28 protein-coding genes are annotated in these 24,432 nt (G+C 64.6%); 17 read left to right on the top strand and 11 right to left on the bottom strand.

Features of this window, described 5'->3' with window-relative positions:
- Positions 1-113 precede the first annotated feature (113 nt).
- The 3 genes from C493_RS10180 to C493_RS10190 all read right to left on the bottom strand — a co-directional run bounded on the left by C493_RS10180 (position 114) and on the right by C493_RS10190 (position 2,036).
- On the bottom strand, positions 114-530 hold the full coding sequence (locus C493_RS10180) for a universal stress protein (RefSeq protein WP_007259341.1): 417 nt from the start codon (positions 528-530) through the stop codon (positions 114-116).
- A gap of 112 nt (positions 531-642) precedes the next feature.
- Positions 643-1,737, bottom strand: a complete 1,095-nt coding sequence (locus tag C493_RS10185) for an aminopeptidase (RefSeq protein ID WP_007259342.1) — start codon at positions 1,735-1,737, stop codon at positions 643-645.
- 89 nt (positions 1,738-1,826) lie between these two features.
- The gene (locus C493_RS10190) at positions 1,827-2,036 is read right to left on the bottom strand and encodes a hypothetical protein (protein ID WP_007259343.1); all 210 of its coding nucleotides are present in this window, start codon (positions 2,034-2,036) and stop codon (positions 1,827-1,829) included.
- 145 nt (positions 2,037-2,181) lie between these two features.
- Here C493_RS10190 and C493_RS10195 point away from each other — a divergent pair, with 145 nt between their 5' ends.
- A complete protein-coding gene (locus tag C493_RS10195; protein WP_007259344.1) occupies positions 2,182-3,198 on the top strand; it encodes a threonine aldolase family protein in 1,017 nt (338 codons plus the stop codon).
- A gap of 13 nt (positions 3,199-3,211) precedes the next feature.
- Here C493_RS10195 and C493_RS24035 read toward each other — a convergent pair whose 3' ends face one another.
- Positions 3,212-3,337, bottom strand: a complete 126-nt coding sequence (locus C493_RS24035) for a DUF7859 family protein (protein WP_007259345.1) — start codon at positions 3,335-3,337, stop codon at positions 3,212-3,214.
- A gap of 468 nt (positions 3,338-3,805) precedes the next feature.
- Between C493_RS24035 and C493_RS10200 the strand changes: the two genes are divergently transcribed.
- Together C493_RS10200 and C493_RS10205 are read left to right on the top strand one after the other, a co-directional pair.
- Positions 3,806-4,684 carry a transcription initiation factor IIB gene (locus C493_RS10200; protein ID WP_007259346.1) on the top strand — a complete coding sequence of 293 codons (879 nt, stop codon included), beginning with the start codon at positions 3,806-3,808 and terminating at the stop codon, positions 4,682-4,684.
- A 51-nt stretch (positions 4,685-4,735) separates the two neighbouring features.
- Positions 4,736-6,082, top strand: a complete 1,347-nt coding sequence (locus C493_RS10205; protein WP_007259347.1) for a DUF7125 family protein — start codon at positions 4,736-4,738, stop codon at positions 6,080-6,082.
- 6 nt (positions 6,083-6,088) lie between these two features.
- Here the strand turns inward: C493_RS10205 and C493_RS10210 are convergent, their stop codons facing one another.
- Entirely contained in the window at positions 6,089-6,787 is a 699-nt protein-coding gene (locus C493_RS10210) for a MinD/ParA family ATP-binding protein (protein ID WP_007259348.1), read from the bottom strand.
- The gene (locus tag C493_RS10215) at positions 6,784-7,152 is read right to left on the bottom strand and encodes a DUF7857 domain-containing protein (protein ID WP_007259349.1); all 369 of its coding nucleotides are present in this window, start codon (positions 7,150-7,152) and stop codon (positions 6,784-6,786) included. Before C493_RS10215 ends, C493_RS10210 begins: the two co-directional genes overlap by 4 nt.
- Positions 7,153-7,326: 174 nt before the next feature.
- Here C493_RS10215 and C493_RS10220 point away from each other — a divergent pair, with 174 nt between their 5' ends.
- Positions 7,327-8,340: a type II glyceraldehyde-3-phosphate dehydrogenase gene (locus tag C493_RS10220; protein WP_007259350.1), complete on the top strand. Its 1,014-nt coding sequence runs from the start codon at positions 7,327-7,329 to the stop codon at positions 8,338-8,340.
- A 135-nt stretch (positions 8,341-8,475) separates the two neighbouring features.
- On the top strand, positions 8,476-8,877 hold the full coding sequence (locus tag C493_RS10225; protein ID WP_007259351.1) for an Hsp20/alpha crystallin family protein: 402 nt from the start codon (positions 8,476-8,478) through the stop codon (positions 8,875-8,877).
- A gap of 127 nt (positions 8,878-9,004) precedes the next feature.
- On the opposite strand, the gene C493_RS10230 is transcribed toward C493_RS10225, so the two are convergent.
- Positions 9,005-9,874, bottom strand: a complete 870-nt coding sequence (locus C493_RS10230) for an ATP-grasp domain-containing protein (RefSeq protein WP_007259352.1) — start codon at positions 9,872-9,874, stop codon at positions 9,005-9,007.
- Between the two features lie 133 nt (positions 9,875-10,007).
- Between C493_RS10230 and C493_RS10235 the strand changes: the two genes are divergently transcribed.
- The gene (locus C493_RS10235) at positions 10,008-10,877 is read left to right on the top strand and encodes a bile acid:sodium symporter family protein (protein ID WP_007259353.1); all 870 of its coding nucleotides are present in this window, start codon (positions 10,008-10,010) and stop codon (positions 10,875-10,877) included.
- An 89-nt stretch (positions 10,878-10,966) separates the two neighbouring features.
- On the opposite strand, the gene C493_RS10240 is transcribed toward C493_RS10235, so the two are convergent.
- Both C493_RS10240 and C493_RS10245 read right to left on the bottom strand, forming a co-directional pair.
- Entirely contained in the window at positions 10,967-11,497 is a 531-nt protein-coding gene (locus C493_RS10240) for a 50S ribosomal protein L16 (protein WP_007259354.1), read from the bottom strand.
- A gap of 169 nt (positions 11,498-11,666) precedes the next feature.
- Complete coding sequence (locus C493_RS10245) at positions 11,667-11,912, bottom strand: hypothetical protein (protein ID WP_007259355.1); 246 nt, start codon at positions 11,910-11,912, stop codon at positions 11,667-11,669.
- A 296-nt stretch (positions 11,913-12,208) separates the two neighbouring features.
- Here C493_RS10245 and C493_RS10250 point away from each other — a divergent pair, with 296 nt between their 5' ends.
- From C493_RS10250 to C493_RS10265, 4 genes are all read left to right on the top strand, one after another.
- Complete coding sequence (locus C493_RS10250) at positions 12,209-13,408, top strand: CBS domain-containing protein (protein WP_007259356.1); 1,200 nt, start codon at positions 12,209-12,211, stop codon at positions 13,406-13,408.
- Positions 13,409-13,500: 92 nt separating this feature from the next.
- Positions 13,501-14,556: an ABC transporter ATP-binding protein gene (locus C493_RS10255; protein WP_007259357.1), complete on the top strand. Its 1,056-nt coding sequence runs from the start codon at positions 13,501-13,503 to the stop codon at positions 14,554-14,556.
- Complete coding sequence (locus C493_RS10260; protein ID WP_007259358.1) at positions 14,556-15,356, top strand: ABC transporter permease; 801 nt, start codon at positions 14,556-14,558, stop codon at positions 15,354-15,356. Before C493_RS10255 ends, C493_RS10260 begins: the two co-directional genes overlap by 1 nt.
- 58 nt (positions 15,357-15,414) lie before the next feature.
- A complete protein-coding gene (locus tag C493_RS10265; RefSeq protein ID WP_007259359.1) occupies positions 15,415-15,879 on the top strand; it encodes a DUF4870 domain-containing protein in 465 nt (154 codons plus the stop codon).
- An 80-nt stretch (positions 15,880-15,959) separates the two neighbouring features.
- Here the strand turns inward: C493_RS10265 and C493_RS10270 are convergent, their stop codons facing one another.
- Entirely contained in the window at positions 15,960-16,979 is a 1,020-nt protein-coding gene (locus tag C493_RS10270; protein WP_007259360.1) for an NADP-dependent oxidoreductase, read from the bottom strand.
- 188 nt (positions 16,980-17,167) lie between these two features.
- Here C493_RS10270 and C493_RS10275 point away from each other — a divergent pair, with 188 nt between their 5' ends.
- The 7 genes from C493_RS10275 to C493_RS10305 all read left to right on the top strand — a co-directional run bounded on the left by C493_RS10275 (position 17,168) and on the right by C493_RS10305 (position 23,990).
- Complete coding sequence (locus C493_RS10275) at positions 17,168-17,869, top strand: carbonic anhydrase (RefSeq protein ID WP_007259361.1); 702 nt, start codon at positions 17,168-17,170, stop codon at positions 17,867-17,869.
- A gap of 127 nt (positions 17,870-17,996) precedes the next feature.
- Positions 17,997-18,215 carry a hypothetical protein gene (locus C493_RS10280; RefSeq protein ID WP_007259362.1) on the top strand — a complete coding sequence of 73 codons (219 nt, stop codon included), beginning with the start codon at positions 17,997-17,999 and terminating at the stop codon, positions 18,213-18,215.
- A 108-nt stretch (positions 18,216-18,323) separates the two neighbouring features.
- The gene (locus C493_RS10285) at positions 18,324-18,518 is read left to right on the top strand and encodes a cold-shock protein (RefSeq protein ID WP_007259363.1); all 195 of its coding nucleotides are present in this window, start codon (positions 18,324-18,326) and stop codon (positions 18,516-18,518) included.
- A 294-nt stretch (positions 18,519-18,812) separates the two neighbouring features.
- Positions 18,813-19,178, top strand: a complete 366-nt coding sequence (locus tag C493_RS10290; protein ID WP_049889285.1) for a cupin domain-containing protein — start codon at positions 18,813-18,815, stop codon at positions 19,176-19,178.
- A 162-nt stretch (positions 19,179-19,340) separates the two neighbouring features.
- Positions 19,341-20,873, top strand: a complete 1,533-nt coding sequence (locus C493_RS10295) for an NAD(P)H-dependent oxidoreductase (RefSeq protein WP_007259366.1) — start codon at positions 19,341-19,343, stop codon at positions 20,871-20,873.
- Positions 20,874-21,033: 160 nt separating this feature from the next.
- On the top strand, positions 21,034-23,103 hold the full coding sequence (locus C493_RS10300; protein ID WP_007259367.1) for a DEAD/DEAH box helicase: 2,070 nt from the start codon (positions 21,034-21,036) through the stop codon (positions 23,101-23,103).
- A 164-nt stretch (positions 23,104-23,267) separates the two neighbouring features.
- Complete coding sequence (locus C493_RS10305) at positions 23,268-23,990, top strand: DUF7504 family protein (protein ID WP_007259368.1); 723 nt, start codon at positions 23,268-23,270, stop codon at positions 23,988-23,990.
- 136 nt (positions 23,991-24,126) lie between these two features.
- Here the strand turns inward: C493_RS10305 and C493_RS10310 are convergent, their stop codons facing one another.
- Positions 24,127-24,381 (bottom strand): pro-sigmaK processing inhibitor BofA family protein, encoded by a 255-nt coding sequence (locus C493_RS10310; protein ID WP_007259369.1) that lies wholly within the window; start codon positions 24,379-24,381, stop codon positions 24,127-24,129.
- Positions 24,382-24,432 lie beyond the last annotated feature (51 nt).

Consider the following 24,432-nt stretch of genomic DNA (forward strand, 5'->3'; position numbering starts at 1 on the left):
AAGGCTAACTCGATACTCGATTTGCGTTCGAGCGCGAGCACGAGCGCGAACGTAACGGCGACGCCAGCGAGACCGACTGACCGAATCGATACCGATCGAGACGGCGCCGGCGATTACCGGACGACCGTCACCGACACGGGCGACCGACGAACGACCTGCTCGGCGACGCTGCCGAGGAGGACCCTCGAGACGCCTTTTCGGCCGTGGCTCCCGACGATGATGTGATCGATGTCGTGTTCCTCGGCGAAGGAGACGATTTCGCGCGCCGGCGCGCCGGCGGCGACCTCGGTCCGGAAATCGACGTCGGTCGTATCGACCAGTTCGGAGAGATCCTCGCGGAGATTGGCGGCGGCCGACTCACGCTCGTCGTTGAGCAGGTCCTGGACCGCCTTGATACCAGCCCCCGTGTAGCCGCCGGCGAATTCGACGACGCGTAACAGGACGATCTCTTCGTCACCGTACTCGTCGAACGCGCGTTTGATCGCCTTCTGTGCCGGCTCCGAACCGTCGTACGCGACGAGAACTGTCATACACGTAGCTACTGGGGCCGTCGATAAAAAGCCGCCCACTCCGGCCAACGTCCGGGAATTCGCCTTGCGGTCTAGTTTGAAAAAGCCGCGACTCACTCCGTTCGTCGCGGTACTATTCGGCGAACCCGTCTTCGAACCGGAAGGTGCCGTCCCGCTGGACGACCTCTCCGTCGACCTCGATGTACGAATCCTCGCTCATGTCGACGATCATGTCGACGTGGACGGCGGAGTCGTTTGCTTCGTTGTCCTCGCCGACGGTGTCGTCGTAGGCGCGGCCGACGGCCATGTGGACCGTATCGCCCATCTTCTCGTCGAAGAGCATGTTGTAGGTGAACCGGTCGATATCCCGGTTCATCCCGATGCCCAGCTCGCCGAGTCTGCGCGCGCCGTCGTCGGTGTTGAGAACCTCCGTGAGGACGTCCTCGTTTTTCGCCGCCGCGTGGTCGACGACCTCGCCGCCCTCGAACTCGAGGGAGACGTCCGTGATCTCGCGACCCTGGTGATAGAGCGGCATGTCGAACAGTACCTCGCCCTCGACGCTGTCGGGCTGGGGTGCGGTGAACACCTCCCCGCCCGGCAGATTGTGCTCGCCGTGGTCGTTGAGCGTCGGATTGCCGTCGATCGACATCGTCACGTCGGTCGTGTCGCCGCTGACGATGCGGATCTCTTCGGCCGGGTCCATGATCTCGACCATATTCTCCTGGTGGTCGCGCTGTTCGTCCCAGTCCTTGTTGACGGCGTCCCAGACGAAGTTCTCGTAGCCCTCCGTGCTCATCTCGGCGAGCTGGGCGTTGGCCGGGGCGGGATACTGCGTGAGACACCACCGGGTCGAGAGCCGCTCCTCGAGAATGGGGCGGTGGGCCTGCTGATAGGCCGCCTGCGTCTCGGGATCGACGTCGCTGGTCTGAGTGACGTTATCCGAGGCGCGGATCGCGATGTAGACGTCCGTGTTCTGGATGAGCGCGAGTTCGTGCTCGGGGGTGTCGTAGTCGTCGTCTCCAGCCCGAAGGAACGCGCGCTGCTGGCGTTTGCCCGTCCGCTGGCTCGTCGTCACCGGGTTCGCGCCGATATCGCCGATCACTTCGTGGAGGGCAACGACCAGGTCCTCGGCGACGGGGTGAGCGTCGACGACGACGTTGTCACCGTCCTGCAGATCGACCGAGTGGTTCGCGATGATCTCCGCGTGCTCGCGGATTCGTGGATCCATGTGTCAGACGTCTCCGAGCGCCGGGATACCGTTTTCGCATCCGAAATTCGCCCGAATCGAGTTCGGCGACGACGACGCTGCCACCGGCCTCAGTCGCGGTTCGCCAGAAAGATCCCCAGATAGATCGACGCCAGCGCGCAGGCGACGCCGAGGCCGAACGCGAGGGTGTACGGCGATTCGAGGGAGACCTCGCCGCCGTCGTCGAACACCCAGCCGCTAAAGCCGACGGCGAGCAGCGCAAACGCCGCGAGCCGAAACGCCGAGACGAGGGTGACCGCACGATCGGAGTGTTCGCCCATACGTTCGCCACTGGTCGACGGCGTAGAAAACGTTGGGATTTCGATGTGTCGGTCGGAGTTCGAAGCCGAGTCGCGGCGCAAAACGCCAGCTCGGATCGCCGCCGGGAACGTCGCCTATATCCCCTCTCGCGGACCATCTCGAGCCATGATCGACCTGCGTTCCGACACGGTGACGAAACCTGATGACGCCATGCGAGAGGCCGCCCGCACGGCCGACGTCGGCGACGACGTCTACGGCGAGGATCCGACGGTCAACGAACTCGAGGCCCGCGTCGCCGAGGCGGTCGGCAAGGACGCGGCGCTCTACGTTCCGAGCGGGACGATGGGCAATCAGATCGCGGCCCGCGTCCATACCGAGCGCGGCCAGGAGGTCCTCGCGGATCGCGAGAGCCACGTCGTCGCGTACGAACTCGGCGGCTTCGCCCAGCACGCGAATCTGCAGGTCCGAACGCTCGAGACCGATCGCGGCGTCCCGACGCCCGAACAGATCGCCGACGAGTACGTCACGGAGGATCTCCACCGGCCCGGAACCGGACTACTCTGTCTCGAGAACACGCACAACGCCCGCGGCGGCCTCGCGATCGACCCCGAGCGGATCGCCGCCGCTGCCGAGGCGGCCCGCGAGCGCCACGTTCCGGTCCACCTCGACGGGGCGCGCGTCTTCAACGCCGCGATGGCGCTCGACGTCCCCGTCACCGAGATCACCGATCCCGTCGACTCGGTTTCCGTCTGTCTCTCGAAGGGACTCGGCGCGCCGGTCGGATCGGTGCTGGCCGGCGACGAGGCGTTCGTCGAGCGGGCCCGACGGGTTCGCAAACTCCTCGGCGGCGGGATGCGCCAGGCCGGTATCATCGCCGGCCCCGGACTCGAGGCGCTCGAGAACGTCTCGGAACTCGAGTCCGACCACGAGAACGCGCAAGCGCTGGCGGACGGGCTGGCGGCCGTTCCGGGATTCGACGTTCGGGAACCGGAGACGAACATCGTCCTCGCGGATATCAGCGGGACGGGACTCGAGACGGCCGCGGTCGTCGAACGACTTCGCGACCGCGACGTTCTCGCGAGCGAGTTCGGACCGGCGACGGTACGGTTTTGTACCCACCGTGACGTCTCACGGGCGGATATCGGACGCGCGCTCGAGAAGATCACTGAGACGTTCGAGTGATCGACAGCGGTGACTACCGCATTCCGTCTCGAAACTCGAGGACGGTCCGTCGAATCAGCAGATACGTAAAGAAGATTAGCGAGAGAAGGATCACGACGATCGCGATGATAACGGGGTCGTCAGGGAGGAAGCCGAGCATACCGGGGATACCGTGTCAGTATTCAAAATCGTTTCGACCTCGCACACACGACGCACAGATAATACGAAACCTCGGTGAAACCGATCGTTTCGGGACGTTCGTTAACTCAAACGTCTCTTTTACCTTGCGATTGGTATATCGGTAGTGCCATCGTACGGCTAGTCGGGTCCCGACTGGCGGCCCCCTCCACCGCCCTCGGGGCAGGGACCCGATTACACACGACCACCATCATCACCACTACCGTCCCCGTTTTCGCGTCGAGTCGCGATGTGAGTGTCCGACGATGACCGAGACGACTTGTTCCGCGACTGACGGACGGTGTTGTCCCCGCTGGCGCGACGGCTCGCCCGCAGCAATTTAAATATTACTACTCATCCTACTGTGAATACCGCCACAGACATCAAAATTTAATACATATTGGTGCAGAGCCGTTTTCACGCCAACACGTTCGGGCGGTTTGGGGTTGCCATGGGAACGACACAGCAGCAAGATCGATGTCCCGAGTGTAGTGGAACCGTACGACAGTCGAACAACGAGCGCATCTGTGAGGGGTGTGGTCTCGTCGTTGGACGAGAACAACTCGATCACGGTCCCGAATGGCGGTGCGGTGACGGCGATCGAGAGGGGGCTCGCCGGACCGGTGCACCACTCGAGCGCTCGCGCCACGATCGGGGGCTCTCGACCGAGATCGGGTTCGGCACCGGAACGGATATTTCAGCGCCACGAAAGCGCCAGCTCGTTCGAATGCGCAAACAGCACAATCAGGCGCGGTTCGACTCGAAGGCGGACCGAAACCGGGCCTACGGCTTTGCGGAGATCCGACGAATCGTCTCGGCGCTGTCGCTCCCGACGTCGCTTCGCGAGCAGTCCTGTGCCCTGTTCGAGTCCGCACAGTCCGCGGAGTTGCTCTACGGCCGCTCGCTCGAGGGATTCGCTGCGGCCTGTATCTACGCGACGTGTCGCGTCCAGTCGATCGCGCGGACGATCGACGAAATCGTCGGCGTCGCACGCGCCGATCGAAACGAGTTGAAAGCCGCTTACGACGCCCTCAATCGGGAGCTGGGGCTTCCCGTCGGCCCCATTTCGCCGACGGAGTACCTGCCGCGGTACGCGACCGAACTCGAGGTCGAAGCCGACGTGGAGTGTCGCGCCCGCGAGTACGTCACCTGGCTCTCCGAGCAGGGAAGAATCGGCGGCAAGAATCCGAGCGGCGTGGCGGCGGCCTGCCTGTACGTTGCGGCTTACGACCACGGCGTCGACGTCACGCAGACCGAACTCGCGGAGTTGGCCGGCGTCTCGCGAATGACGATCCGGTCGACGGTGACGGATCTGCCACAGCGGCAGTGATCGGTCGATCCGTGTACACGTTCAAATGGGAAGCCGACGCCTAATCGAGACATGATCGCAATCGCCGGTGCAAAAGGCGGCTGTGGGAAGACGACGACGACGCTCGGTCTCGCCGAGGCGTTCGGTCGTACCGGAACGCCAGCGCTCGCCGTCGACGCCGACCGACAGCTTCCGAATCTCCACGTCAGAGGCGAGGTCGACCGTGAACCGACGCTGGCGGCCGTCGACGGCAGCGACGACCTCGTCCAGGTCGCACAGAAGAATCCGCGAGCGCCGAACGTCGGGTTGCTTCCGGCGCCGAAATCCAGCGAACAGGTCGACCTCGCGGAGGCGCTCGAGCGACTGACGCTCGACTCGGTGCAGGTGCTCGTCGATTGTCCCTCCGGAGCGGGACCTGACGCCGTCGATCCGCTCTCGGTCGCCGACGGCGTAATCGTCGTCACGACCGACGACGAGCGCAGCCTCGAGGCCGCGGAAACGACGATCGAGATGGCCTCCCGACTCGGCGTTCCCGTCCTCGGCGTCGTCGGCAATCGGTGTTCGTCCGTCCCTGATGCGGTCGACTCGTGGGTTGATGTGCCGGTACTCGGCGTCGTTCCCGACGTCGAGGCGCCACGCTCGAACGAGGATGCACGCGCAGCCTACGACGAGATCGTCAGCGCGCTCCAGACGAAAAACGCGACCTCGCGGACGCCGCCGGAGTACGCGGACGAACTGCTCGCGACCGGTGTCGACGCGCTCGACCGGCGACTCGGTGGCGGCGTCAGACCGGGCAGCGTGGTCGCGCTGACGGCCGACCCGGCGAGTCAGGGCGAACAGCTACTGTACCAACTCACCGCCGTACGCGGCACGCTGTACGTCACGACGTGTCGCTCCGAACGCGGCGTCGACCGCGCGATCGAATCGTCGACGCTCGAGACCGGATCGCCGACGATTCGCCGCGTCGACCGGACCAGCCCGTTCGACCAGTTGCGAACGGTACTCGGGAAACTGCCCGACGGTGCGAACCTGATCGTCGACGTGGCGGACACGCTCGAGCGACAGGACAGAGACGCCTACGTCGAGTTCCTCAACGATCTCGAGGAGCGGATGGTCGAGACCAACAGCGTCGCCGTCCTCTACTGTACACAGACGGCGTCGACACCAGCAAACCGCGACATCACGACGCACGTCGCGGACATCGTCTTCGACCTCGAGGCGACCGTTCCCGTGACAGGGGCGGACGTCGAACACTACCTCTCGGTGCCGAAACACCGCACCGACTGTGGCTTCTCGGAGACGATCGAACTCGCGTTCGACGGCGCGACCGACGCGGTGACGGTGCCAGCCGACGCCGTGTCGGAATCGCCAGCGGCGTCTCCACCGACGTTCCCGGAGGAGGGGTCCTCGGACGACTGACCGCGATCACAGCACGCCGATCCGACTCGAGAGTCGTTGTTCACAGCGTTGGATAGTCCAGGCGAGGTCGTCGAACGCGCCGACCGCGGGACACTCTGGCTCGAACTCGGCGACAGGACGCCACCGAGTCTGAGCCTCGTCGACGGCCGACCGTTCTTCGACGATCGTCGTCACCGCCCCGAACCGTTCTTCGATGCGACTCGCGAGGTCGGCGTGGTCGTCCGTCCGCGCCCGATTGAGCGCGATCGAGGCGACCGGCGTCTCGAGGTCGGCCGCGAGCCGTCGCGTCCGGAGCGCGTCGACGAGTGCGGCGTCGTCCGGCGCCGTGACGAGGACGGCGAGGTGTGCCGCCTCGAGTTGTGTTCCGACGTCGCGTGCGAGGCCGGCGGGACAGTCGATGACGACCCGTCCACACTCGCGCTCGAGTCGATCGACGACGCGGCCGAACGCGGAGAGATCCGCGGCGCGGGCGCCAGCCAGCGTTCGCCCGCACGGGAGGTACCGAATCGGGCCGATGCGCTCGACCGCCGCCATCGGCTCGACGCGGCCAGCTAACACGTCGTGAAGGTCCGGTCCGCTCCCCGCCGGAAGATCCGCCGCCGTGAGATCGCCGTCGACGACGACGGCGTCGAGTTCGTAGCCGAGGTTCAGCGAGGTCGTCGACTTGCCGACGCCGCCTTTGCCGCCAGCGACGGCGACGATCATAGCTCCCGTGAGAGGACGTCGGACGGCGGCGCCCACGCCTCGAGGTCGTCGACGGCCGTCCGCGACGTCGCCGGTTCGTCGTCGGTGCGCCGCGCGCCGACGAGTTCGATCGGCGTCTCGACGGGTGGCGCCGGACTGGCGAACCCGAGCCCGCGCGTTCGGCCGGGCCGGACAGTCGCCGTCCAACTGCCCTCGTCGGCGTCCCACGCCGGAACCGCAATCGTCGTTCCGTCCGGCGTCCAGACCGGACCCTCGAGTCGGCTCCGCAGGCGAATCCGTTGCGGTGTCGATCGTGTGTTCGTGACCAGTCCCCGAACGAGCGTCACGTCTCCGCGTCGGTCACACGTCGCTTCCACCTCGACCATATCTCAATTATCGCGCTCGATGACGTATAAACCCAGTCACCAGTCTCGTCACCGACATCCGTCCGCCGGCCGTCCGAACGGCTACTGGAATGCGCGTAAAACTCTCCGTCGAGTTAAAATCGATCGAGGAGCCTCGAAACGGTTATCCCCCTCGGTAGTGGACTCCCGCACAGAATGATTCAGGTCGCGATCAACGGCTACGGCACGATCGGAAAACGCGTCGCGGACGCCGTCCGGCAGCAACCCGACATGGAGGTACTCGGCGTCGCCAAGACGCGGCCGAACTTCGAGGCCGAGACGGCAATCGACAAGGGATTCTCGCTCTACGCCGCCATCGAGGACCGTGCAGATCAGTTCGCCGAGGCCGGCCTCGAGATCGCCGGTCCCGTCGAGGACCTCGTCGACGGAGCCGACGTCGTCGTCGACGCCACGCCGTCGGGCATCGGCGCGGAGAACAAGTCGATGTACGAAGCGTACGACACGCCCGCGCTCTACCAGGGCGGCGAAGACGCCGACCTCGTCGACGTCAGCTTCAACGCGCGCTCGAACTTCGAAGACGCTACGGGCGCCGACCACGTCCGCGTCGTCTCCTGTAACACGACCGGACTCTCCCGCGTGATCGCGCCGCTTCGCGAAGCGTACGGCGTCGAGAAGGTCCGCGCGACGCTCGTCCGCCGCGGCGGCGACCCCGGCCAGACCTCCCGCGGTCCGATCAACGACATCCTGCCGAATCCGGTCACGATCCCATCCCACCACGGTCCCGACGTCGAAACCATCTTCGACGACCTGGACATCGACACGCTCGGGATGAAGGTGCCGGCGACGCTGATGCACATGCACAGCCTGAACGTCACCCTCGAGGAGGAAGTCGACGCCGAAACGGTTCGCGACCTGTTCGCCGACGAATCCCGTCTCTTTCTCATTCCCGAGCGGATGGATATCGACGGCAGCGGCAAACTCAAGGAGTACGCCATGGACGCGGGTCGCCCGCGCGGCGACATCTGGGAGAACTGCATCTGGGAGGAGTCCATCTCGACGGTCGGGACGGACCTCTATCTCTTCCAGGGCATCCACCAGGAATCCGACGTCGTGCCGGAGAACGTCGACGCCATCCGGGCAGTGCTTGGCGAAGCCGACGCCGAGGAGAGCATCGAGACGACCAACGAAACGATGGGCGTCGGGCTGTAGGTCGACTCCGACGGTCGGTCGTCGATTCGCTCACTGACCGGCTTTCAACGACATCGACACGAGTTTCGGTTCGGTTCCGCTCGAACAACTAGGGACGACAGAAAGTTTTTGCCGCGCCGTCTACTACCGTTGGGTATGCGCCGAGACGACCGCGACGAACCCTTCGACGACCTGTTCCGCGAAATCGAACGAATGATGAACGAAATGATGAACGGCGCGGACACGAACGTCGACTTCGCCGCCTCGAGCGACGTCGACAACGGATTCGGGATGGATACCCACGTCGACATCCACGAGACCGACGACGAAGTTCGCGTCGTCGCCGACCTGCCAGGCGTCGAGAAGGACAACATCGAACTCGAGTGCGACGGCAAGACGCTGACCATCTCCGCCTCGAGCGACCACCGCCAGTACGACGAGCGCGTCTCCCTGCCCCAGCGCGTCAACGAACACACCGCCTCCGCAACATACAACAACGGCGTCCTCGAGGTCGTCTTCGAACCCGCAGAGCAGTCCTCGGGGATCAGCCTCGAGTGAGGTCGCCGTCGCGGTCGCCGTCCAGTTGCAGCCACGGTCGCAGTCGAACCGTTTTCACATCGCAGTCGCTCGTTTTTCGGACGCGAACGAACGCAGACGAACCCGGACGCTCGCCGGACCGGAGCACTCACTCGAGCGTCCCGCAGATCGCCGCCGCGAGCCGGTCGTAAAAGTCCGACTCGTACTTGGTCTCCTCGTCGATCGTCGGCCGCGCGTTCGTCTCGTTGACCACCACCCGATCGTCGGTCTCGAGCAGGTCGACGCCGAGAAACGGGATTTCGAGTTCGCTGGCGACGGATTCGGCGAGGTCGCGCAACTCGAGCGGGAGGTCGACGCCGGTCGCCTTGGCGCCGCGGTGGACGTTGTGTTTCCACTGGCCCTCCGAAACGGCCGCGTCGGGGAGCCGTCGCTCGACCGCGCCGACGTACTCGCCCTCAAGGACCATCACGCGGTAGTCGGTCGCGTCGGGGAGATACTCCTGGACGAGAAACGATCGGTCGCCGGTCGCCTGATAGTCGTGGACCAGCGAGAGGTAGTCACAGATTCCCAGAAACGAATCGAGGTCGTGAGCTTTCGCGACGCCGACGCCGCGCGTCGTCGAGTTCGGTTTGACGACGACGGGCGGTTCGAACCGATCGAAGACGTTGGTTAACTCGTCCTCTCCGACGTCGTTCGAGACGTAGACCGACTCCGGCACTGGCAGATCAGCCTGCCCGAGCCGGGCGATCACTTCGGCCTTGTTCCGCGAGGTCAGGACGGTCTCGTGGTCGTTGAGCCACGGTATCTCGAGCAAAGCGTCGGCGACGCCGCCCTCCATGAGTCGCCCCGGATAGACGAACCCCGCGTCGTACTCCTCGCCCGACCACGGCGAATCCGCACCTAGGGGCACCACGCGCTCGCTCGCGGGCACGTGGTGAACCCGTATCCCGCGCTCGGCGAGAGGGGCGCGCATCCGCCGAAACGTCTCCTGATCGTTCGCGACCGCCAGATCGATCATGCTCGAGAATCGGGACGGGAACGGCAAAAAAGGTGCCTCGCCTCGAGCGGTGGTGAATCCCACGCCGGCGACGTCGAGTAACGAACGATATATACCGGTCGTTTCGTTACAGTTTAAACACCGTGATAGACGAATGGTAACGGTTCCCGTCGACGCGATCGTCGACGCCGCGACGACCGTCTTCGTTCTCTCGACGATGCTCGCGATGGGTCTCGAGCTCGCTCCCGCTCAGTTGGTGAACGCGCTCAGGAGGCGACGGCTGCTGGCGAAGTCGCTGCTCGTGAACCTCGTCCTCGTCCCGCTGGTCGCGTACGCTATCGTCCGGCTCATCCCGATGAGCACGGGACACGCGGTCGGAATCCTGTTGATCGCCATGGCGCCAGGTGCTCCCTTCGGCCCGAAGATCGCAGAAATCTCCGAGAGCGACATCGCGTTTGCAAGCGGACTCATGGCCGTCCTGGGGATTCTCTCCGTCGTGTCGGTTCCGGTTACAGCCGCGCTTCTCATCCCTGGCGACGTCACGGCCGATCCTCTCGGAATCGCGCAGTTAGTCGTCGCCGTACAGCTCGTCCCGCTGGTCGCCGGACTCGCTATCGACGTCCGTTACAGAGCCGTTTCCGACCGGCTGTATCCACCGATTCAGCGACTCTCCGACTATTCGTTCGCCTTCTTGCTCGTCCTGCTGGTGGTCGTCTACGCCGACGACATGCTCCGTCTCGTCGGCACCGGGACGCTGTTGGCCTCGAGTCTCATCGTCGTCGCCGCGTTGCTGGCCGGGTACGTCCTCGGCGGACCGACTCGCACCACGCGTGAAGTACTGGCAACGACGACCGCCGCCCGAAACGCCGCGCTCGCGCTGTTCATCGCGACGACGAGCTTTTCCGACCCAACTGTCCTCACAATGGTGCTCGCCTTCTCGTTTATCGGCGTCTTCGTTCCCGTGGCGGTCGCCGGCGCGTGGCGACGACGGCCCCGATCCGATGGCCGTCTCGTGGAAACGTAAGCGACTATAGTAGCCACTGAACGTCGATACGTCCCTGATCGCACGCCGACTGTGCGATCAGTAGATAACCAGTTTCGGTCGAAGCGAGATTACGCGATCAGCTGCTCTTCGCCCTTCTCGACGACGACGCGACACGGCGGCGAGATCTTGTTGTAGGAGCGACGAAGCGCCTCCTTGGCGAAGTCGGCGTCGTCGACGTCACACCAGATCGTGAAGATGCGGTCGCCGGCGTCGATGCGCGCGGCGGTGCCGACGATCTTCCCGAAGGCCTGGCGCATCCCGTCGGAAACACGGTCTGCACCCGCACCCGTCGCCTGCTTGTTCTCGCGGATGACGTGGTGGGGGAACTTCCGGAGGATCATCTTGTAGTTGCCCTCACCGGCGTTTTTCAGCATGTGGCGGTTCGCCGACAGGCGCGAGGCCTCGAGGCTCCCGTGTCGGATCTGAACCTCCTCTTCGGTGACGAGGCTGATCTGAACGGGGTAGTCCTCGGGGTCGGCGCTGATGTCGCCCATCTTGTGCTGTGCAATCTTCGAACCCGGGATCCCAGTAATGTACTCGCGGCGCGTGTAGGCCGGCTTACTGATTTCCCGATACATTGAGGCGGGTTTGTCGGACATGGTTGTGGTTACTTACGAAAACGCAGGCCTACCGTGCGGATAAAGGCTTCGAACCACGTGCCAGGAACGCGGTCGAGAGCGGACGGCACTGGGGTGACGTGCGAATGCTGGTGTGAAAAGAAGTCCCACCAATCGCGTCGGCGACACGCGCCAGCAGGGACCGACCGCCTCAGTTCGTCACGTAGGTATCGCCGCGTTTGTCGATCAGTTCACGGCTCGAGAGGCAGTTCAGGACGCTCAGGATCGTGAGCTTCTTCAGCGTCAGGAGTGCCTCGAGTTCCTCGAGCGTCGCTCCCTCGGTCGCCTCGAGCGAGAGGTAGACGAGTTTCCCCTGCGTGGAGTCGATTTCGGCTGGTAGTCGGCGGAGTTCGGTGGCGGTTGCAGTCGTGGTGACGGTGGTTGCGTGCGATTCCATCGTTCTACCACTGACGACAGCGAGCTCACATATAAACGTGTTGTGGGGAGGGATACATACTGGCTAGTAGATAAATATGCCATTATATGTATTAGCGACCGTGTGGCGCGGGGAACGCTCGAAGATCGGGGACCGACACGCACTGGATCGAACGCACCGCGGCCGGTCGGCGTCCGTAGGCGTTTCGACGTGAGCGGAGTGGATCGGCGCCAGCGATTGCGGTCAGTGGGTTACCAGAACCGGCGAAACGGGACCCCGGCGGCGTGTTTAAGGGGCTTCCACAGGTAGCATGAGGCATGATGAAGAGCTTCAAGATCGGTTCCCTCTTCGGGATTCCGATCAAGTTGGATCTCACGTTCTTGCTCGTGTTGCCGCTGTTCGCGTATCTCATCGGCGTGCAACTCGAGCCCGTCGTCGAGATTCTCAACGTGACGATGGGGGCAGGAATCGACGCCGACGCGCTGACGACCGAGTGGTGGCTGCCGTATCTGGTCGGGTTGATCGCGGCGATCGGCCTGTTCGTCGGGGTCGTCCTCCACGAACTCGGCCACTCGCTGACCGCCCAGCGCTACGGCTTTCCGATCGATTCGATCACGCTGTGGCTGCTCGGCGGCATCGCCGCGCTCACGGAGATGCCCGAGGACTGGCGACAGGAGTTTACGATCGCCATCGCCGGACCGATCGTCTCCGTGCTCGTCGGCATCGGCTCGTACGTCGTCTTTTTCTTCCTGCCCGAAACGTTCGACGGCGCTCGGTTCGTGTTCGGCTACCTCGCCATCCTGAACGTTTTCCTCGCCGTCTTCAATATGATCCCCGCGTTCCCGATGGACGGCGGTCGCGTGCTCCGCGCGTTTCTCGCCCGCAACCAGCCGTACGCGAAGGCCACCCAGCAGGCCGCGAGCATCGGCAAGCTCTTCGCGATCCTGATGGGGCTGTTCGGACTGATTCCGCCGTTCAATATTATTCTCCTGGGGCTGGCGTTTTTCGTCTATATCGCCGCCTCGAGCGAGGCCCAGCAGGTGACGATGAAAGCGGCCTTCCAGGACGTGACCGTCGGCGACATCATGACGCCCGCGGGCGATCTCCACACCGTCGAACCCGACACGACGGTATCGGAACTGATCCAGCGGATGTTCACGGAGCGACACACGGGGTATCCGGTCATCGAACGAGACGCCTACGGCGAGCGGCTCGTCGGGCTCGTGACGCTTACGGACGCCCGCGAAATCGATCCGGTCGAACGCGAAGCGTACACGGTCGAGGACGTGATGACGACCGACCTGAAGACGATCTCGCCGGATTCGGACGCGATGACGGCGATCGACGACATGCGCGAGTCGAACATCGGCCGACTGCTGGTCGTCGACGACGAGGACCTCGTCGGTCTGATCTCCCGGTCGGACGTGATGACCGCCTTCGACATCGTCCAGAAAAGCGGCGCCGTCAATCCGGCAGGCGCACCGCGAGCGCGCGACCAGCCAGACCTGCCGAACTGAGCGGGGACGACGAACCGGCAACATGGTCCGAATCGGCCGTCTCGGGCGCCCAGATCAACATTCTTAACCGCGGCGCCGGCTGAGATCCGCCGATGCCACCGGCCATCGAGACCGTCGATCTCGTGAAAGAATACGGCGAGTTACGCGCCCTGCAGGGGCTCTCACTGACCGTCGAGGAGGGCGAGTTCTTCGGCCTGCTCGGCCCCAACGGGGCAGGGAAAACGACGTTCATCAACACGCTGGTCGGCCTGGTCCGAAAGACCGGCGGCGACGCCCGGGTCTTCGGCCACGACATCGAAGCCGACTACCAGCAGGCCCGCGATTCGATCGGGCTGGCGCCACAGGAGTTTAACGTCGATCGGTTCTTCCCCATTCGGGAGGTACTGATCCACAAGGCCGGCTACCACGGGATTCCCGAAGCGGAGGCCGGAGAGCGCGCCGACGAAGTGCTCAAACGCGTCGGCATCTACGACAAACGCAACGAGCGCTTCGACTGGCTCTCCGGCGGGATGAAACGCCGCTTGCTGCTCGCACGCGCGCTCGTCACCGATCCGGACCTGCTCATTCTCGACGAGCCCACCGCGGGCGTCGACGTCCAGTTGCGCCACGACCTCTGGGACCTCGTCACCGAACTCAACGACGAGGGGACGACTATCCTCCTCACCACCCACTACATCGAGGAAGCCGAGCGTCTCTGTGACCGCGTCGCGATCATGAACGAGGGCCGGAAGGTGACCGTCGCGACCCCCGACGAACTCAAACAGCGTGGCACCGACACCATCTCGCTGCGCCTCGAGTCGTCCGTCACCTCCTCTGCCGCGGCCGACCTCGAGACCGAACTCGACGCCTACGCCCACGACGTCTCGACCTCGCCGGCCGGCGACGGCCTCGAGGTGCGCGTCGACGACGGCGGCTCGACCGCGCCGCGACTGCTGAACGACCTCGAGTCGCGAGGGTACGAGATCGCCGACCTCGAGATCTCTCGCACCTCGCTCGAGGAGATTTTCGTCGATCTGACCCGAAGCGAGGATCGGACGGTGACCCGGTCGTCGGCCTCGAGTTCGAGTGCGGGCGGGACGGACGAGACGGATGCCGACGCCGAACGGAGCGGAGAACGAACCGAGACCGAACAGGAGGGGGTCGCCTGATGCTCTCGGTCGGGTTCCGGGCGCTGTTTCGCCGCGAGGTGTTGCGGTTCATCCGCCGGCCGAAGAACACGTTCATGCCGCCGGCGATCACGAACGTGCTCTACTTCGCCGTCTTCGGGCTGATCCTGGGCGGTCGGATCGACGAGCCGGTCGAGGGAATCGGCTACATCCTCTTTCTGGTCCCCGGGCTCGTCGTGCTCGGGACGATCTCGAACGCCTTCGAGAACGCCTCGTTCTCGATCTTCCACGGCCGCTGGAACGAGTACATCCACGAGACGCTGACCTCGCCGCTTTCCTACGCCGAGATGGTCGTCGCCTACGTCGGCTCGAGCGCGGTCCGCGGACTGATCGTCGGCGTCATCATCGCCGTCATCGGACGGCTGTTCGTCCCGATCTCGATCGAGAACGGGCTGTTCCTGGTCGCGACGATGGTCGTCATCGCCGCGCTCTTTGCCGGCTTCGGGATCATCGGCGGCCTCGTGGCGCGGGACTTCGACGATCTGACGGTGATGAACCAGTTCATCCTGCGCCCGCTCGTGTTCTTCGGGGCCGTCTTCTACTCCCTCGAGATGTTCGACCACGCCTGGCAGGTGTACCTCTCGCTGCTGAACCCGATGGTCTACATGGTCGACAGCGTCCGATACGGCCTGCTCGGCCACTCGGACATGCACTACGTCGCGCCGGCCGCCTACGCCGAGTTCGCCCCCTACGCGTCGCTCGGCGTCCTGACCGTCCTCACCGCGGTCGTCATCGCGGTCGACGTCTACCTGTTCAAGATCGGCTACGGGTTGACCGACTGACGGGGCCGACGACGGCGTTCTGAATACAATTATCACGCTCGCCGACCGCTGTTGTGCCGTGAGCAACTACTGCGAATACTGCGGGGCGTCGCTCGAGCCACGCGCGAATTTCTGTAGCGAGTGTGGCGAGCCGGTCACCGCTGATGAGTGGGGTGCTCGGAGCCGAAGCGCCGGGGCGGAGACGCGGACACACGCACGCAGCGCCGAAGCGGAGCGCAAGAACGGAACGACGCTCGCGGGGATCACGCACGCGCTGGCACTGTTTACGTGGGTTTTCGGTCCGCTGATCGTCCTCGTCGTGACGGACGACGAGTTCGCGGCCGAAAACGCGAAGAACGCGGTGAACTGGCAGCTGATGCTGACGATTTATCTGTTAGTCTCGATGCTGCTCACGGCCGTTCTCGTCGGATTCGTGTTCCTCTTCGTGCTTCCAATCCTCAACATCGTCGTCTGCGTCGTCGCCGCGATCAAGGCCCTCGACGGAGACGCGTGGACGTACCCGGCGACGCCGCGGCTTCTCTAGTGGCGGTCCAAGCCTGAACCGATGGGGCGAATCATGCGGTGTGGTCCGATTCGCCCCATCAGCCGACGGTTGGGACGGTACTAAGCGTGCTGTCCGTCGGCGACCTTGACGACCTGCTTCCCGATGTTCTCGCCCTCGAACAGTCCGAGGAACGCGTCGGGCGCGTTCTCGAAGCCCTCGACCACGTTCTCGCGGTACTGGATGTCGCCGCTCTGAACGAACTGCGAGAGTCGCTGCAGGGCCTGTCCCCACCGCTGCTGGTAGTCGCTGACGAGCAGCCCTTCGACCGTCGCGCGGGTCTCGATGAGTTTGGTGAGCTTTCGCGGCCCCGTCGGCACCTCGGTCTCGTTGTACAGCGCGATCTGGCCGCAGACGGCGACGCGGGCGTCGACGTTGAGCCGCGGCCAGACGGCGTCCGTGATCGGGCCGCCGACGTTATCGAAGTAACAGTCGACGCCGTTCGGACAGGCCTCCTTGACCGCACTCGAGAGGTCGTCGGTCTCCTTGTAGTTGATCGCCGCGTCGAAGCCGAGCTCGTCGGTCAGCCAGTCGATCTTGGCTTCGCTGCCGGCGGTCCCGACGACGCGGGCGCCCGACAGTTTGGCGAGTTGGCCGACCACGGAGCCGACCGCGCCGGCCGCGGCGGAGACGAAGACCGTGTCGCCGGGTTTCGGATCACAGACGTCGTTCAGTCCCCAGTAGCCCGTCACGCCGGGCATACCGAGGACGCCGAGCGCCGTCGAGATCGGGCCGTGATCGGGGTCGACCCGCTGGAGTTCTCCCGCGTCTGCGACGGCGTGTTCGGCCCACAGGAGGTCGCCGGTGACGATATCCCCCTCGTCGTACTCGGCGGCGTTGGACTCGACGACCTCGCCGACGACGCTGGCTTTCATCGGCTCGCCCACGTCCCACGGCTCGGCGTAGGATTCTGCATCGCGCATGCGGCCGCGCATGTAGGGGTCGACCGACTGGTACAGCGTCTTCACGAGGACCTCGTTGGCCTCGGGTTCGGGTCTGTCGACGGTGACGAGTTCGAAGTTCTCTTCGGTCGGTTCGCCGACCGGACGACTCGCGAGGTGCCACTGTCTGGTTTCTGCCATACGCTCACATGATTGCGCCCGTAGGAGAAGATTGGGCTCGCGGAACCGGTCGCCGGAGAGTACGATGCAGCGTCGTGGCGCCCCTCGAGAACCGGTCCCGAGAGTCGAACGCGGGCTCGAGACGACTCACCGACGCAAAATCGGACCGAAGAGCAACTATTTTCATTACTATCCGTGATCGTTCTCCTATGAGCGCCGAACACGACGTGCTCCACGAGCTGCTCGCGGGCAACGAACGCCACGTCGAATCGCTTCCCGACGACTACTTCTCGGCGGTTCAGACCGGCCAACAGCCCGACGTCGTCACGATCTGTTGTTCGGACTCCCGCGTCCCACAGGAGCGAATGTGGGGCGTCGACGACCCCGGATCGGTGTTTACGCCGAGCAACATCGGCAATCAGGTCTGGGACGTAGACGACGGCGAACGGATCGTCGACGGCGGAATGTTGTATCCGATCCACCACGCCGGAACGGACGTCGCGGCCGTCGTCGGTCACACCGGCTGTGGCGCCGTCACCGCCGCCTACCAGGTCGCAACCGGCGGCGACCGCCCCGGCCCGCGCGGCGTCGACAAGTGGGTCGAGCTACTCGTCCCCGTCGTCGAGGACGCCCTCGAGAGCGACCTCGTGGACGCCGAGGCCGACGAGGAGACGGTGATCAACCAGCTCGTCGAGTACAACGTCGACAGGCAGGCGCGATTCCTCCGGGAAGCCGACGAGATCCCGGATGACGTCGACGTCTACGGCTTCGTCTACGACTTCCAGGGCGTCTACGGCAACGAACACGGCCGAACGTACCTCGTCAACGTCAACGGCGAGACCGACCCGGACGCGATCGCCGAACTGATCCCCGAGGAGTACGCGACGGCGACCGACAGCCTCCTCTACTGACCCGCGTCCAGTCGAGACCGACGCGTTCCAGACTCGCACTCGCGTCGAACTCGCAGGCGCGCGCCCGAATCGAACGCCGACGGCCGACGTCGATATCATTTTGTCACCCGCTGCGAAAGAGACGGGTATGCGGGAGTTTCTCGAGTCCGACACGGGCTTTTACTACGCTATCGGCCTCTTCACGATCGCCGTGTTTCTCGGGGCGTTAGCGATGCTCGCGGTCGTCACTCCGGGCGGTATCGGCGCGCTCGAACTCGGCGGACTCGTCGTCGGGTTCGGCCTCTTCATGCTCGTCTACTTCGTCTCGATCACGATCCACCAACTCGAGGACCGCGAGGAACTGTGAGCGACGGAAACTGGCCGTAGTCGAGAGAAACGCCACTCGCCGTCGGCCTATCAACGACCAAACCGAGACGCAGCCTTTATGAGTGTCGGGGCGTTCTCTTTAGAAGCAATGGCGAAAGGAACCGTTGATTTCTTCAACGACACTGGCGGTTACGGATTCATCGAAACTGAGGACGCGGACGAGGACGTCTTCTTCCACATGGAAGACATCGGCGGCCCGGACCTCGAGGAAGGACAGGAGCTCGAATTCGACATCGAGCAGGCCCCCAAGGGCCCGCGCGCGACGAACGTCGAGCGCCTGTAAGGTAGATTCGTAGCGGTATCGGCACTTGATTGCAGTATTTTATATCGGTGAGCGACGGCGCTGGCAGTAGTGATCGATCGGTAGACGTGTCATCGATCAGAACGGAGATGCTATCGACGAGAGGAGCAGCCGTATGACCGTTCCGGCCATTGGTGGCCCCGAACGGCCGATCCTCCTGTTCAATCTCGCACTCGTCCTCGGTGCGCTCGGCGGTGTCTGGTCTCTCTTCGCCCGGCTGCGTCGGGCGCTGTAGCGACCCGGACCGTTTTGCGGATTCGGCTCCAACTCGAAGACATGACCGAACCACTGATCCGCCACAGTAACGAGATCGAGTACGAACCGGTCGAAGCCGCCGACGGCCTCGAGAAGGGCGTCCTCATCGACGGCGAACACGGCGCGCCGAACTTCGCGATTCGGCGGTTCGTCCTCGAGCCCGGCGCCGAGGTCCCCGAACATACGAACGAGGTCGAACACGAGCAATACGTCCTCGAGGGCGAGTACACCGTCGGTCTCGGAGACGAAGAGCACGAAGTCGAACCGGGCGACTCGCTGCTTATCCCGAGCGGGACGGTCCACTGGTATCGCAACGAAGGCGACGAACCGGGCGCATTCCTCTGTGCCGTCCCGAACGGCGACGACGCGATCGAACTGCTCGAGTGAGACGGGCTTCCGAACCGATCACGGCGGTGCTGCTGTCGATCGTTGCACCGACGGTCGCTGCTTCGGCCGAGCGCGTCCGGAGCGGCGACCGTGATCGATCGGTTTCAGCGACCGAAGCGGCGGAGCAGTTATTTCCGGGCGATCGTTGAACCGCCGAGTGACGTGAACGTTCTCGTCGTTCTCGGTCACCCCCGAACCGACAGCTACTGCGGCGCGCTCGCCGAGGCGTACCGCGAGGGCGCCGACGAGGCTGGCGTGGACGTCCGCGAGCTCGCCGTCGCCGACTGCGAATTCGATCCCGACGTCCACGCGGAGAGTCCGGCCGAGCAATCTCTCGAGCCGGATCTGCGGGACGCTCAGCGCGATATCGAGTGGGCGGACCACCTCGTCTTCGTCTATCCGAACTGGTGGGCGACAATGCCCGCGCGGCTCAAGGGCTTCTTCGACCGCGTGTTCGAACCCGGGTTCGCCTTCGCGGACTACGACGAGGGCGAGGGAGCCGGTCACGCGGAGTTACTCGACGACAAAACCGCAGAGCTGATCGTCACGATGGATATGCCGCCGTGGGTCTACCGCTGGCTCTACCGCCGGCCCGGAACGAACGCCATCGAACGCGGGACGCTCGGCTACGCGGGCGTGCGAACCACACGCGTGACGGAACTGGGCCCGATCGAGGGGTCGTCCCTCGAGGAACGCGAGGGGTGGCTCGAGGACGTCCGCGGTCTGGGTCGATCCCTCGAGTCGGGACCCGAATCGACTCGACAGCGGGCGATGCGGAAGGCGACGACGTGGCTCGGCGCGCTTCGATTGCAGTTTCACCCGATGGCCTGGATCGCGTACACGATCGGCGCGCTGGCGGCCGTCGGCTCGACGGCCGTCTTCCAGTCGTCGGCCTACTGGTTCGGCCTCGGATTCCTGTTCTTCCTCGAGGCTGCGACGGTGTTTGCGAACGAGTACTACGACTACGAAACCGACCGAGAGAATACCTTCGCCGGGCCGTTCACGGGCGGCTCACAGGTTCTGGTCGACGATCGACTCTCGTTCGGCGAACTCCGGGTCGGGATCGGCGTTACGGCGGCACTCTCAGCGCTCTTCGGACTGTCCACGCTCGTCGCCGCTGACGGTTCGACGGTCGCGCTCGGCGGCGCGATGGCCGCACTCGCGATTCCGGCGCTCGGCTACACGGTCCCGCCGCTACAGCTGTCCTACCGAACGCTCGGAGAGGTGACCGTCGCCTGGACGCACAGCATCGCCGTCCTCCTGATCGGGTTCGTCGCCGTCGGTGGCTCGTGGCGCACGCCGGAGCCGTGGCTGCTCGGCCTGCCGTACGCCCTTTCGATCCTGCCGGCGATCACGCTCGCGGGCGTGCCCGACGTTGCCGCCGACCGAGCCGCCGGAAAGCGAACGATCGCCGCTCGATTCGGCGTCGACGGCGCCGCCCGATTCGCGATCGTAGCGACCGTGTTGGCCGCCGTGACGGGACTTGCCTGGATCGCCTTCGACGTCGTTCCAGCGGCGTACGGATCCGTGATCGCGTTGAGTACCGTTCACGCGCTCGGACTCTGCTGGCTGCTTCACCGTCGGCTGACCGATGCGACCGGGGCCCAGCAGATCACGACGCTGCTGATCGCGTCGCTGAGCTATCTCACCTGGTTCGCCGTGGTTCCGCTGCTCGAACTGCTCGAGGTGCTGTAGGCGATACTCGAAGATCCGTCGATGGAAACCGAACGCGGAGACCGGATGCCGACCGCCGTAACGGAGCGACCGCGTCAAAACACCCGCAACGGAACGGTGAACGAACGGACGGTAGCCCGAGTCCGAACCGCTCAAGTACGCCACGCTGTTACTCCCGTTCGTGTCGAAGCAGGTCCAGGACGTCGAAACGATCTTCTGCCATCAGACGGGTGACGACTACCTCGTCGTCGTCGAACGCGACGGCAAGCGGCTGTTCCGGGCGAAGCTCGGACTCTCGGAAACGTCCGCGGGTCCCCGTCCGGCGAAGTTTCGCCTGAAAGACGGCTCGAGCGAGGAACCCCGCCAGCCCGACGAGTTCGTCGAACTCGCGCGCCGAGCACAGCGGATCCGCATCTCCGAACAGACCGCCCCCGAGAAGCGCCGCGAACTGACGGAGATGCTCTCGGGCTACCAGCTCGAGGAGAAGACCAAAGCCGTCCGGACCTGTCGCTACTGCGCCTCTGCGGGCCGGTACTCGCCGATCACGACCGAAACGGCGATCAAGGACGACAACGACTGGATCTGTCGTGACTGTGCACGCCAGGAACTCGAGCGCCAACTTTCCTACGCGGGCTCGAGCGGCCGCGTGACGGGTGCGGCGAAAGAACGCCTCGAGGATCTCATGCTCGAGGTACAGGAACTGGATCGGATCATCAACCTCCTCAAGGGGGAGCTGGATCCCGACCTGACGAAGTTCGATACCATCTCCGCGACGACCGACGAGGTCGACCCCGTTCGCGTGGACTCGCTTTCCCTGCATCCGGGCCTGCAGAACTTGCTCGAGGACCGATTCGAGACGCTGCTCCCGGTCCAGAGTCTGGCCGTCGAGAACGGCCTCTTCGACGGCGACGATCAGATGGTCGTCTCCGCGACGGCGACGGGGAAGACCCTCGTCGGCGAGATGACCGGGATCGACCGCGTCTTGAACGGCAAGGGGAAGATGCTGTTTCTCGTCCCCCTCGTCGCGCTCGCGAATCAGAAACACGAGGATTTCGAGGACGAGTACGGCCACCTCGTCGACGTCTCCATCCGCGTCGGCGCGAGTCGGATCACGGACGACGGCAACCAGTTCGACCCGAACGCCGACGTCATCGTCGGCACCTACGAGGGGATCGACCACGCCCTGCGGACGGGCAAGGACATGGGCGACATCGGAACCGTCGTCATCGACGAGGTCCACACCCTCAAGGAAGAAGAGCGCGGGCATCGACTGGACGGTCTCATCTCGCGGCTCAAGTACACGTGTGAACAACGGGCGAAGCAACGGGACGACTACCAAGGAGCACAGTGGGTCTATCTCTCCGCGACCGTCGGCAATCCGGAGGAACTCGCCGCGTCGCTCGAGTCGACACTCATCGAGTTCGAGGAGCGTCCCGTCCCGATCGAGCGCCACGTCACGTTCGCCGACGGCCAGGAGAAGGTCCGCATCGAGAACAAACTCGTCAGACGGGAGTTCGACACCGAGTCCTCGAAGGGGTATCGCGGGCAGACGATCATCTTCACGAACTCCCGCAGACGGTGTCACGAGATCTCCCGAAAGCTGGATTACTCCGCGGCGCCCTACCACGCCGGCCTCGATTACAAGCGCCGAAAGCAGGTCGAACGCCAGTTCGGCGAGCAGGAACTCGCCGCCGTGGTCACGACCGCCGCCCTCGCCGCGGGGGTCGACTTCCCGGCCTCGCAGGTCGTCTTCGACTCGCTGGCGATGGGTATCGAGTGGCTCTCCGTCCAGGAGTTCCACCAGATGCTCGGGCGCGCGGGACGTCCCGACTACCACGACGAGGGGAAAGTGTACGTCCTCGTCGAACCCGACACCGCCTACCACAACTCGATGGAGATGACCGAAGACGAGGTGGCGTTCAAGCTCCTGAAAGGAGAGATGGAGTCGGTGATGACCCACTACGACGAGGGCGCCGCCGTCGAGGAAACTCTCGCGAACGTCACCGTCGGCGGAAAGGCCGCCAAATCGCTCAACGACCGGATGATCGGCGACGTGCCGACGAAACACGCCCTCGGCAAACTGCTGCAGTACGAGTTCATCGACGGCTTCGAACCGACGCCACTCGGGCAAGTCGTCACCCAGCACTTCCTGGAACCCGGCGAAGCCTTCACCCTCGTCGACGGGATCCGAAAGGACGCCCATCCGTACGAACTCGTCGCCGACATCGAACTTCGCGAAACCGAGCTGTAAGCGACTGCAGGTTCGATAGACGGCTGCGGTCTCGAGTCGAGCCGTGTGACACTCGCCGCCACGCACTCTCGGCCGGAACGCTTTTGCTCGACATATCAGCGGCCGGAACGGTAAAGAGCGAGACGCCCCATCGTTGTGACACGCCGGGAGCGCCCGGGAGAGTCATGGACCCTGTCACCCCAGCCGAGATCGATCCACCGGCGAACGTCTTGCTCGTCCACGAGCACCAGTGTGAGACCGACATCTGTGAGTCGCTTTGCCACGGCGTCGACTCGTCGGCGGATCTACGGGTTTCGTTCGCGGACAAACAGCCCGAGCGGCCGGACCCCGACTGCGTACCCGGCCACGTCGGCCTCCTGACCGTCGGCGACGTCTTGCTCGAGGAGACGCCCGACTCGGCGTCGGATTTCGACGCCCCCGTCGTCGTCGATACGGTGCGGGATCCGACCGATCTCGCCGCGATCGGCGTCGCCGTCAGCCGATTCTGCAAACACTGGGCGGACGAGGATCTCGGCGTCTGTTTCGACTCGCTGGATTCGCTCTTGCGACACACGCCGCCGAAGACGGTCTTCGAGTTCACCTACGTGCTCGCGACTCGACTCTCGAGCGTTGACGCGTACGCACACTTTCACTTCGATCCGCGCCACCACGAGGATCGCGTCGTCTCGACGTTCGGGACGATCTTCGACGCGGTCGTCGCCGAGGAGGGCAGCGAGGGATCGGTACCGGAGGCGACCGACGACGAGGTCGCGGCGCTGTTAGCGGAGTGGAGCGAGACCGACGAGGACGGTGCTGCCGCGACCGACGACACCGGTGAATTCGTCTTCGAGCAGGCGATGGCGGCCGAGGCGACCGACGAGGACGTGGCACGGCTTCTGGGGCGGTAGATCGCGCCGGCTGTCGGTGAGCATACAGTCGGTCGGTACAGAGTCGGGGTGGAGGAGAGAGGTGGACGGCGGGAACGAAACTGCGCGTGGCAACGAGAGCGGAAAACGGGAATGCAACGGCGCGGGAGGACTTTTTTCAGGGAACGAACGCGACTCCGAACGCGGCGAGGACGATGACCGCGATCGCGCCGAGGATCCCGCCGAGGGCGACGATCAACAGGACCACGGGCGTGATCGCGATCGAGAGGCCGAAGACGGCGTGGCCGAGGAACAACACCAGCAGTCCGGCGATCGCGTTGACGATGAAGGGAGCGAGTGCGCGGATGAGGGTCGCGGCGATCAGGACGCCGACGAGAGCGAGGACTAACAGCAGGATTTCGATACCGGTCATGTGTCCGGCCGGTATCACGGCGACCGGTAAAACCGTTCGGCTCGTAACGAA

It is taken from the genome of Natronolimnohabitans innermongolicus JCM 12255, assembly GCF_000337215.1.
GTDB classification, from domain to species: domain Archaea; phylum Halobacteriota; class Halobacteria; order Halobacteriales; family Natrialbaceae; genus Natronolimnohabitans; species Natronolimnohabitans innermongolicus.

Excerpts from the sequence above, each read along its gene's own strand:
- C493_RS10180 (WP_007259341.1), bottom strand. The coding sequence starts at position 530 with ATGACAGTTCTCGTCGCGTACGACGGTTCGGAGCCGGCACAGAAGGCG.
- C493_RS10185 (WP_007259342.1), bottom strand. The coding sequence starts at position 1,737 with ATGGATCCACGAATCCGCGAGCACGCGGAGATCATCGCGAACCACTCG.
- C493_RS10190 (WP_007259343.1), bottom strand. The coding sequence starts at position 2,036 with ATGGGCGAACACTCCGATCGTGCGGTCACCCTCGTCTCGGCGTTTCGG.
- C493_RS10195 (WP_007259344.1), top strand. The coding sequence starts at position 2,182 with ATGATCGACCTGCGTTCCGACACGGTGACGAAACCTGATGACGCCATG.
- C493_RS24035 (WP_007259345.1), bottom strand. The coding sequence starts at position 3,337 with ATGCTCGGCTTCCTCCCTGACGACCCCGTTATCATCGCGATCGTCGTG.
- C493_RS10200 (WP_007259346.1), top strand. The coding sequence starts at position 3,806 with ATGGGAACGACACAGCAGCAAGATCGATGTCCCGAGTGTAGTGGAACC.
- C493_RS10205 (WP_007259347.1), top strand. The coding sequence starts at position 4,736 with ATGATCGCAATCGCCGGTGCAAAAGGCGGCTGTGGGAAGACGACGACG.
- C493_RS10210 (WP_007259348.1), bottom strand. The coding sequence starts at position 6,787 with ATGATCGTCGCCGTCGCTGGCGGCAAAGGCGGCGTCGGCAAGTCGACG.
- C493_RS10215 (WP_007259349.1), bottom strand. The coding sequence starts at position 7,152 with ATGGTCGAGGTGGAAGCGACGTGTGACCGACGCGGAGACGTGACGCTC.
- C493_RS10220 (WP_007259350.1), top strand. The coding sequence starts at position 7,327 with ATGATTCAGGTCGCGATCAACGGCTACGGCACGATCGGAAAACGCGTC.
- C493_RS10225 (WP_007259351.1), top strand. The coding sequence starts at position 8,476 with ATGCGCCGAGACGACCGCGACGAACCCTTCGACGACCTGTTCCGCGAA.
- C493_RS10230 (WP_007259352.1), bottom strand. The coding sequence starts at position 9,874 with ATGATCGATCTGGCGGTCGCGAACGATCAGGAGACGTTTCGGCGGATG.
- C493_RS10235 (WP_007259353.1), top strand. The coding sequence starts at position 10,008 with ATGGTAACGGTTCCCGTCGACGCGATCGTCGACGCCGCGACGACCGTC.
- C493_RS10240 (WP_007259354.1), bottom strand. The coding sequence starts at position 11,497 with ATGTCCGACAAACCCGCCTCAATGTATCGGGAAATCAGTAAGCCGGCC.
- C493_RS10245 (WP_007259355.1), bottom strand. The coding sequence starts at position 11,912 with ATGGAATCGCACGCAACCACCGTCACCACGACTGCAACCGCCACCGAA.
- C493_RS10250 (WP_007259356.1), top strand. The coding sequence starts at position 12,209 with ATGATGAAGAGCTTCAAGATCGGTTCCCTCTTCGGGATTCCGATCAAG.
- C493_RS10255 (WP_007259357.1), top strand. The coding sequence starts at position 13,501 with ATGCCACCGGCCATCGAGACCGTCGATCTCGTGAAAGAATACGGCGAG.
- C493_RS10260 (WP_007259358.1), top strand. The coding sequence starts at position 14,556 with ATGCTCTCGGTCGGGTTCCGGGCGCTGTTTCGCCGCGAGGTGTTGCGG.
- C493_RS10270 (WP_007259360.1), bottom strand. The coding sequence starts at position 16,979 with ATGGCAGAAACCAGACAGTGGCACCTCGCGAGTCGTCCGGTCGGCGAA.
- C493_RS10275 (WP_007259361.1), top strand. The coding sequence starts at position 17,168 with ATGAGCGCCGAACACGACGTGCTCCACGAGCTGCTCGCGGGCAACGAA.
- C493_RS10280 (WP_007259362.1), top strand. The coding sequence starts at position 17,997 with ATGCGGGAGTTTCTCGAGTCCGACACGGGCTTTTACTACGCTATCGGC.
- C493_RS10285 (WP_007259363.1), top strand. The coding sequence starts at position 18,324 with ATGGCGAAAGGAACCGTTGATTTCTTCAACGACACTGGCGGTTACGGA.
- C493_RS10290 (WP_049889285.1), top strand. The coding sequence starts at position 18,813 with ATGACCGAACCACTGATCCGCCACAGTAACGAGATCGAGTACGAACCG.
- C493_RS10305 (WP_007259368.1), top strand. The coding sequence starts at position 23,268 with ATGGACCCTGTCACCCCAGCCGAGATCGATCCACCGGCGAACGTCTTG.
- C493_RS10310 (WP_007259369.1), bottom strand. The coding sequence starts at position 24,381 with ATGACCGGTATCGAAATCCTGCTGTTAGTCCTCGCTCTCGTCGGCGTC.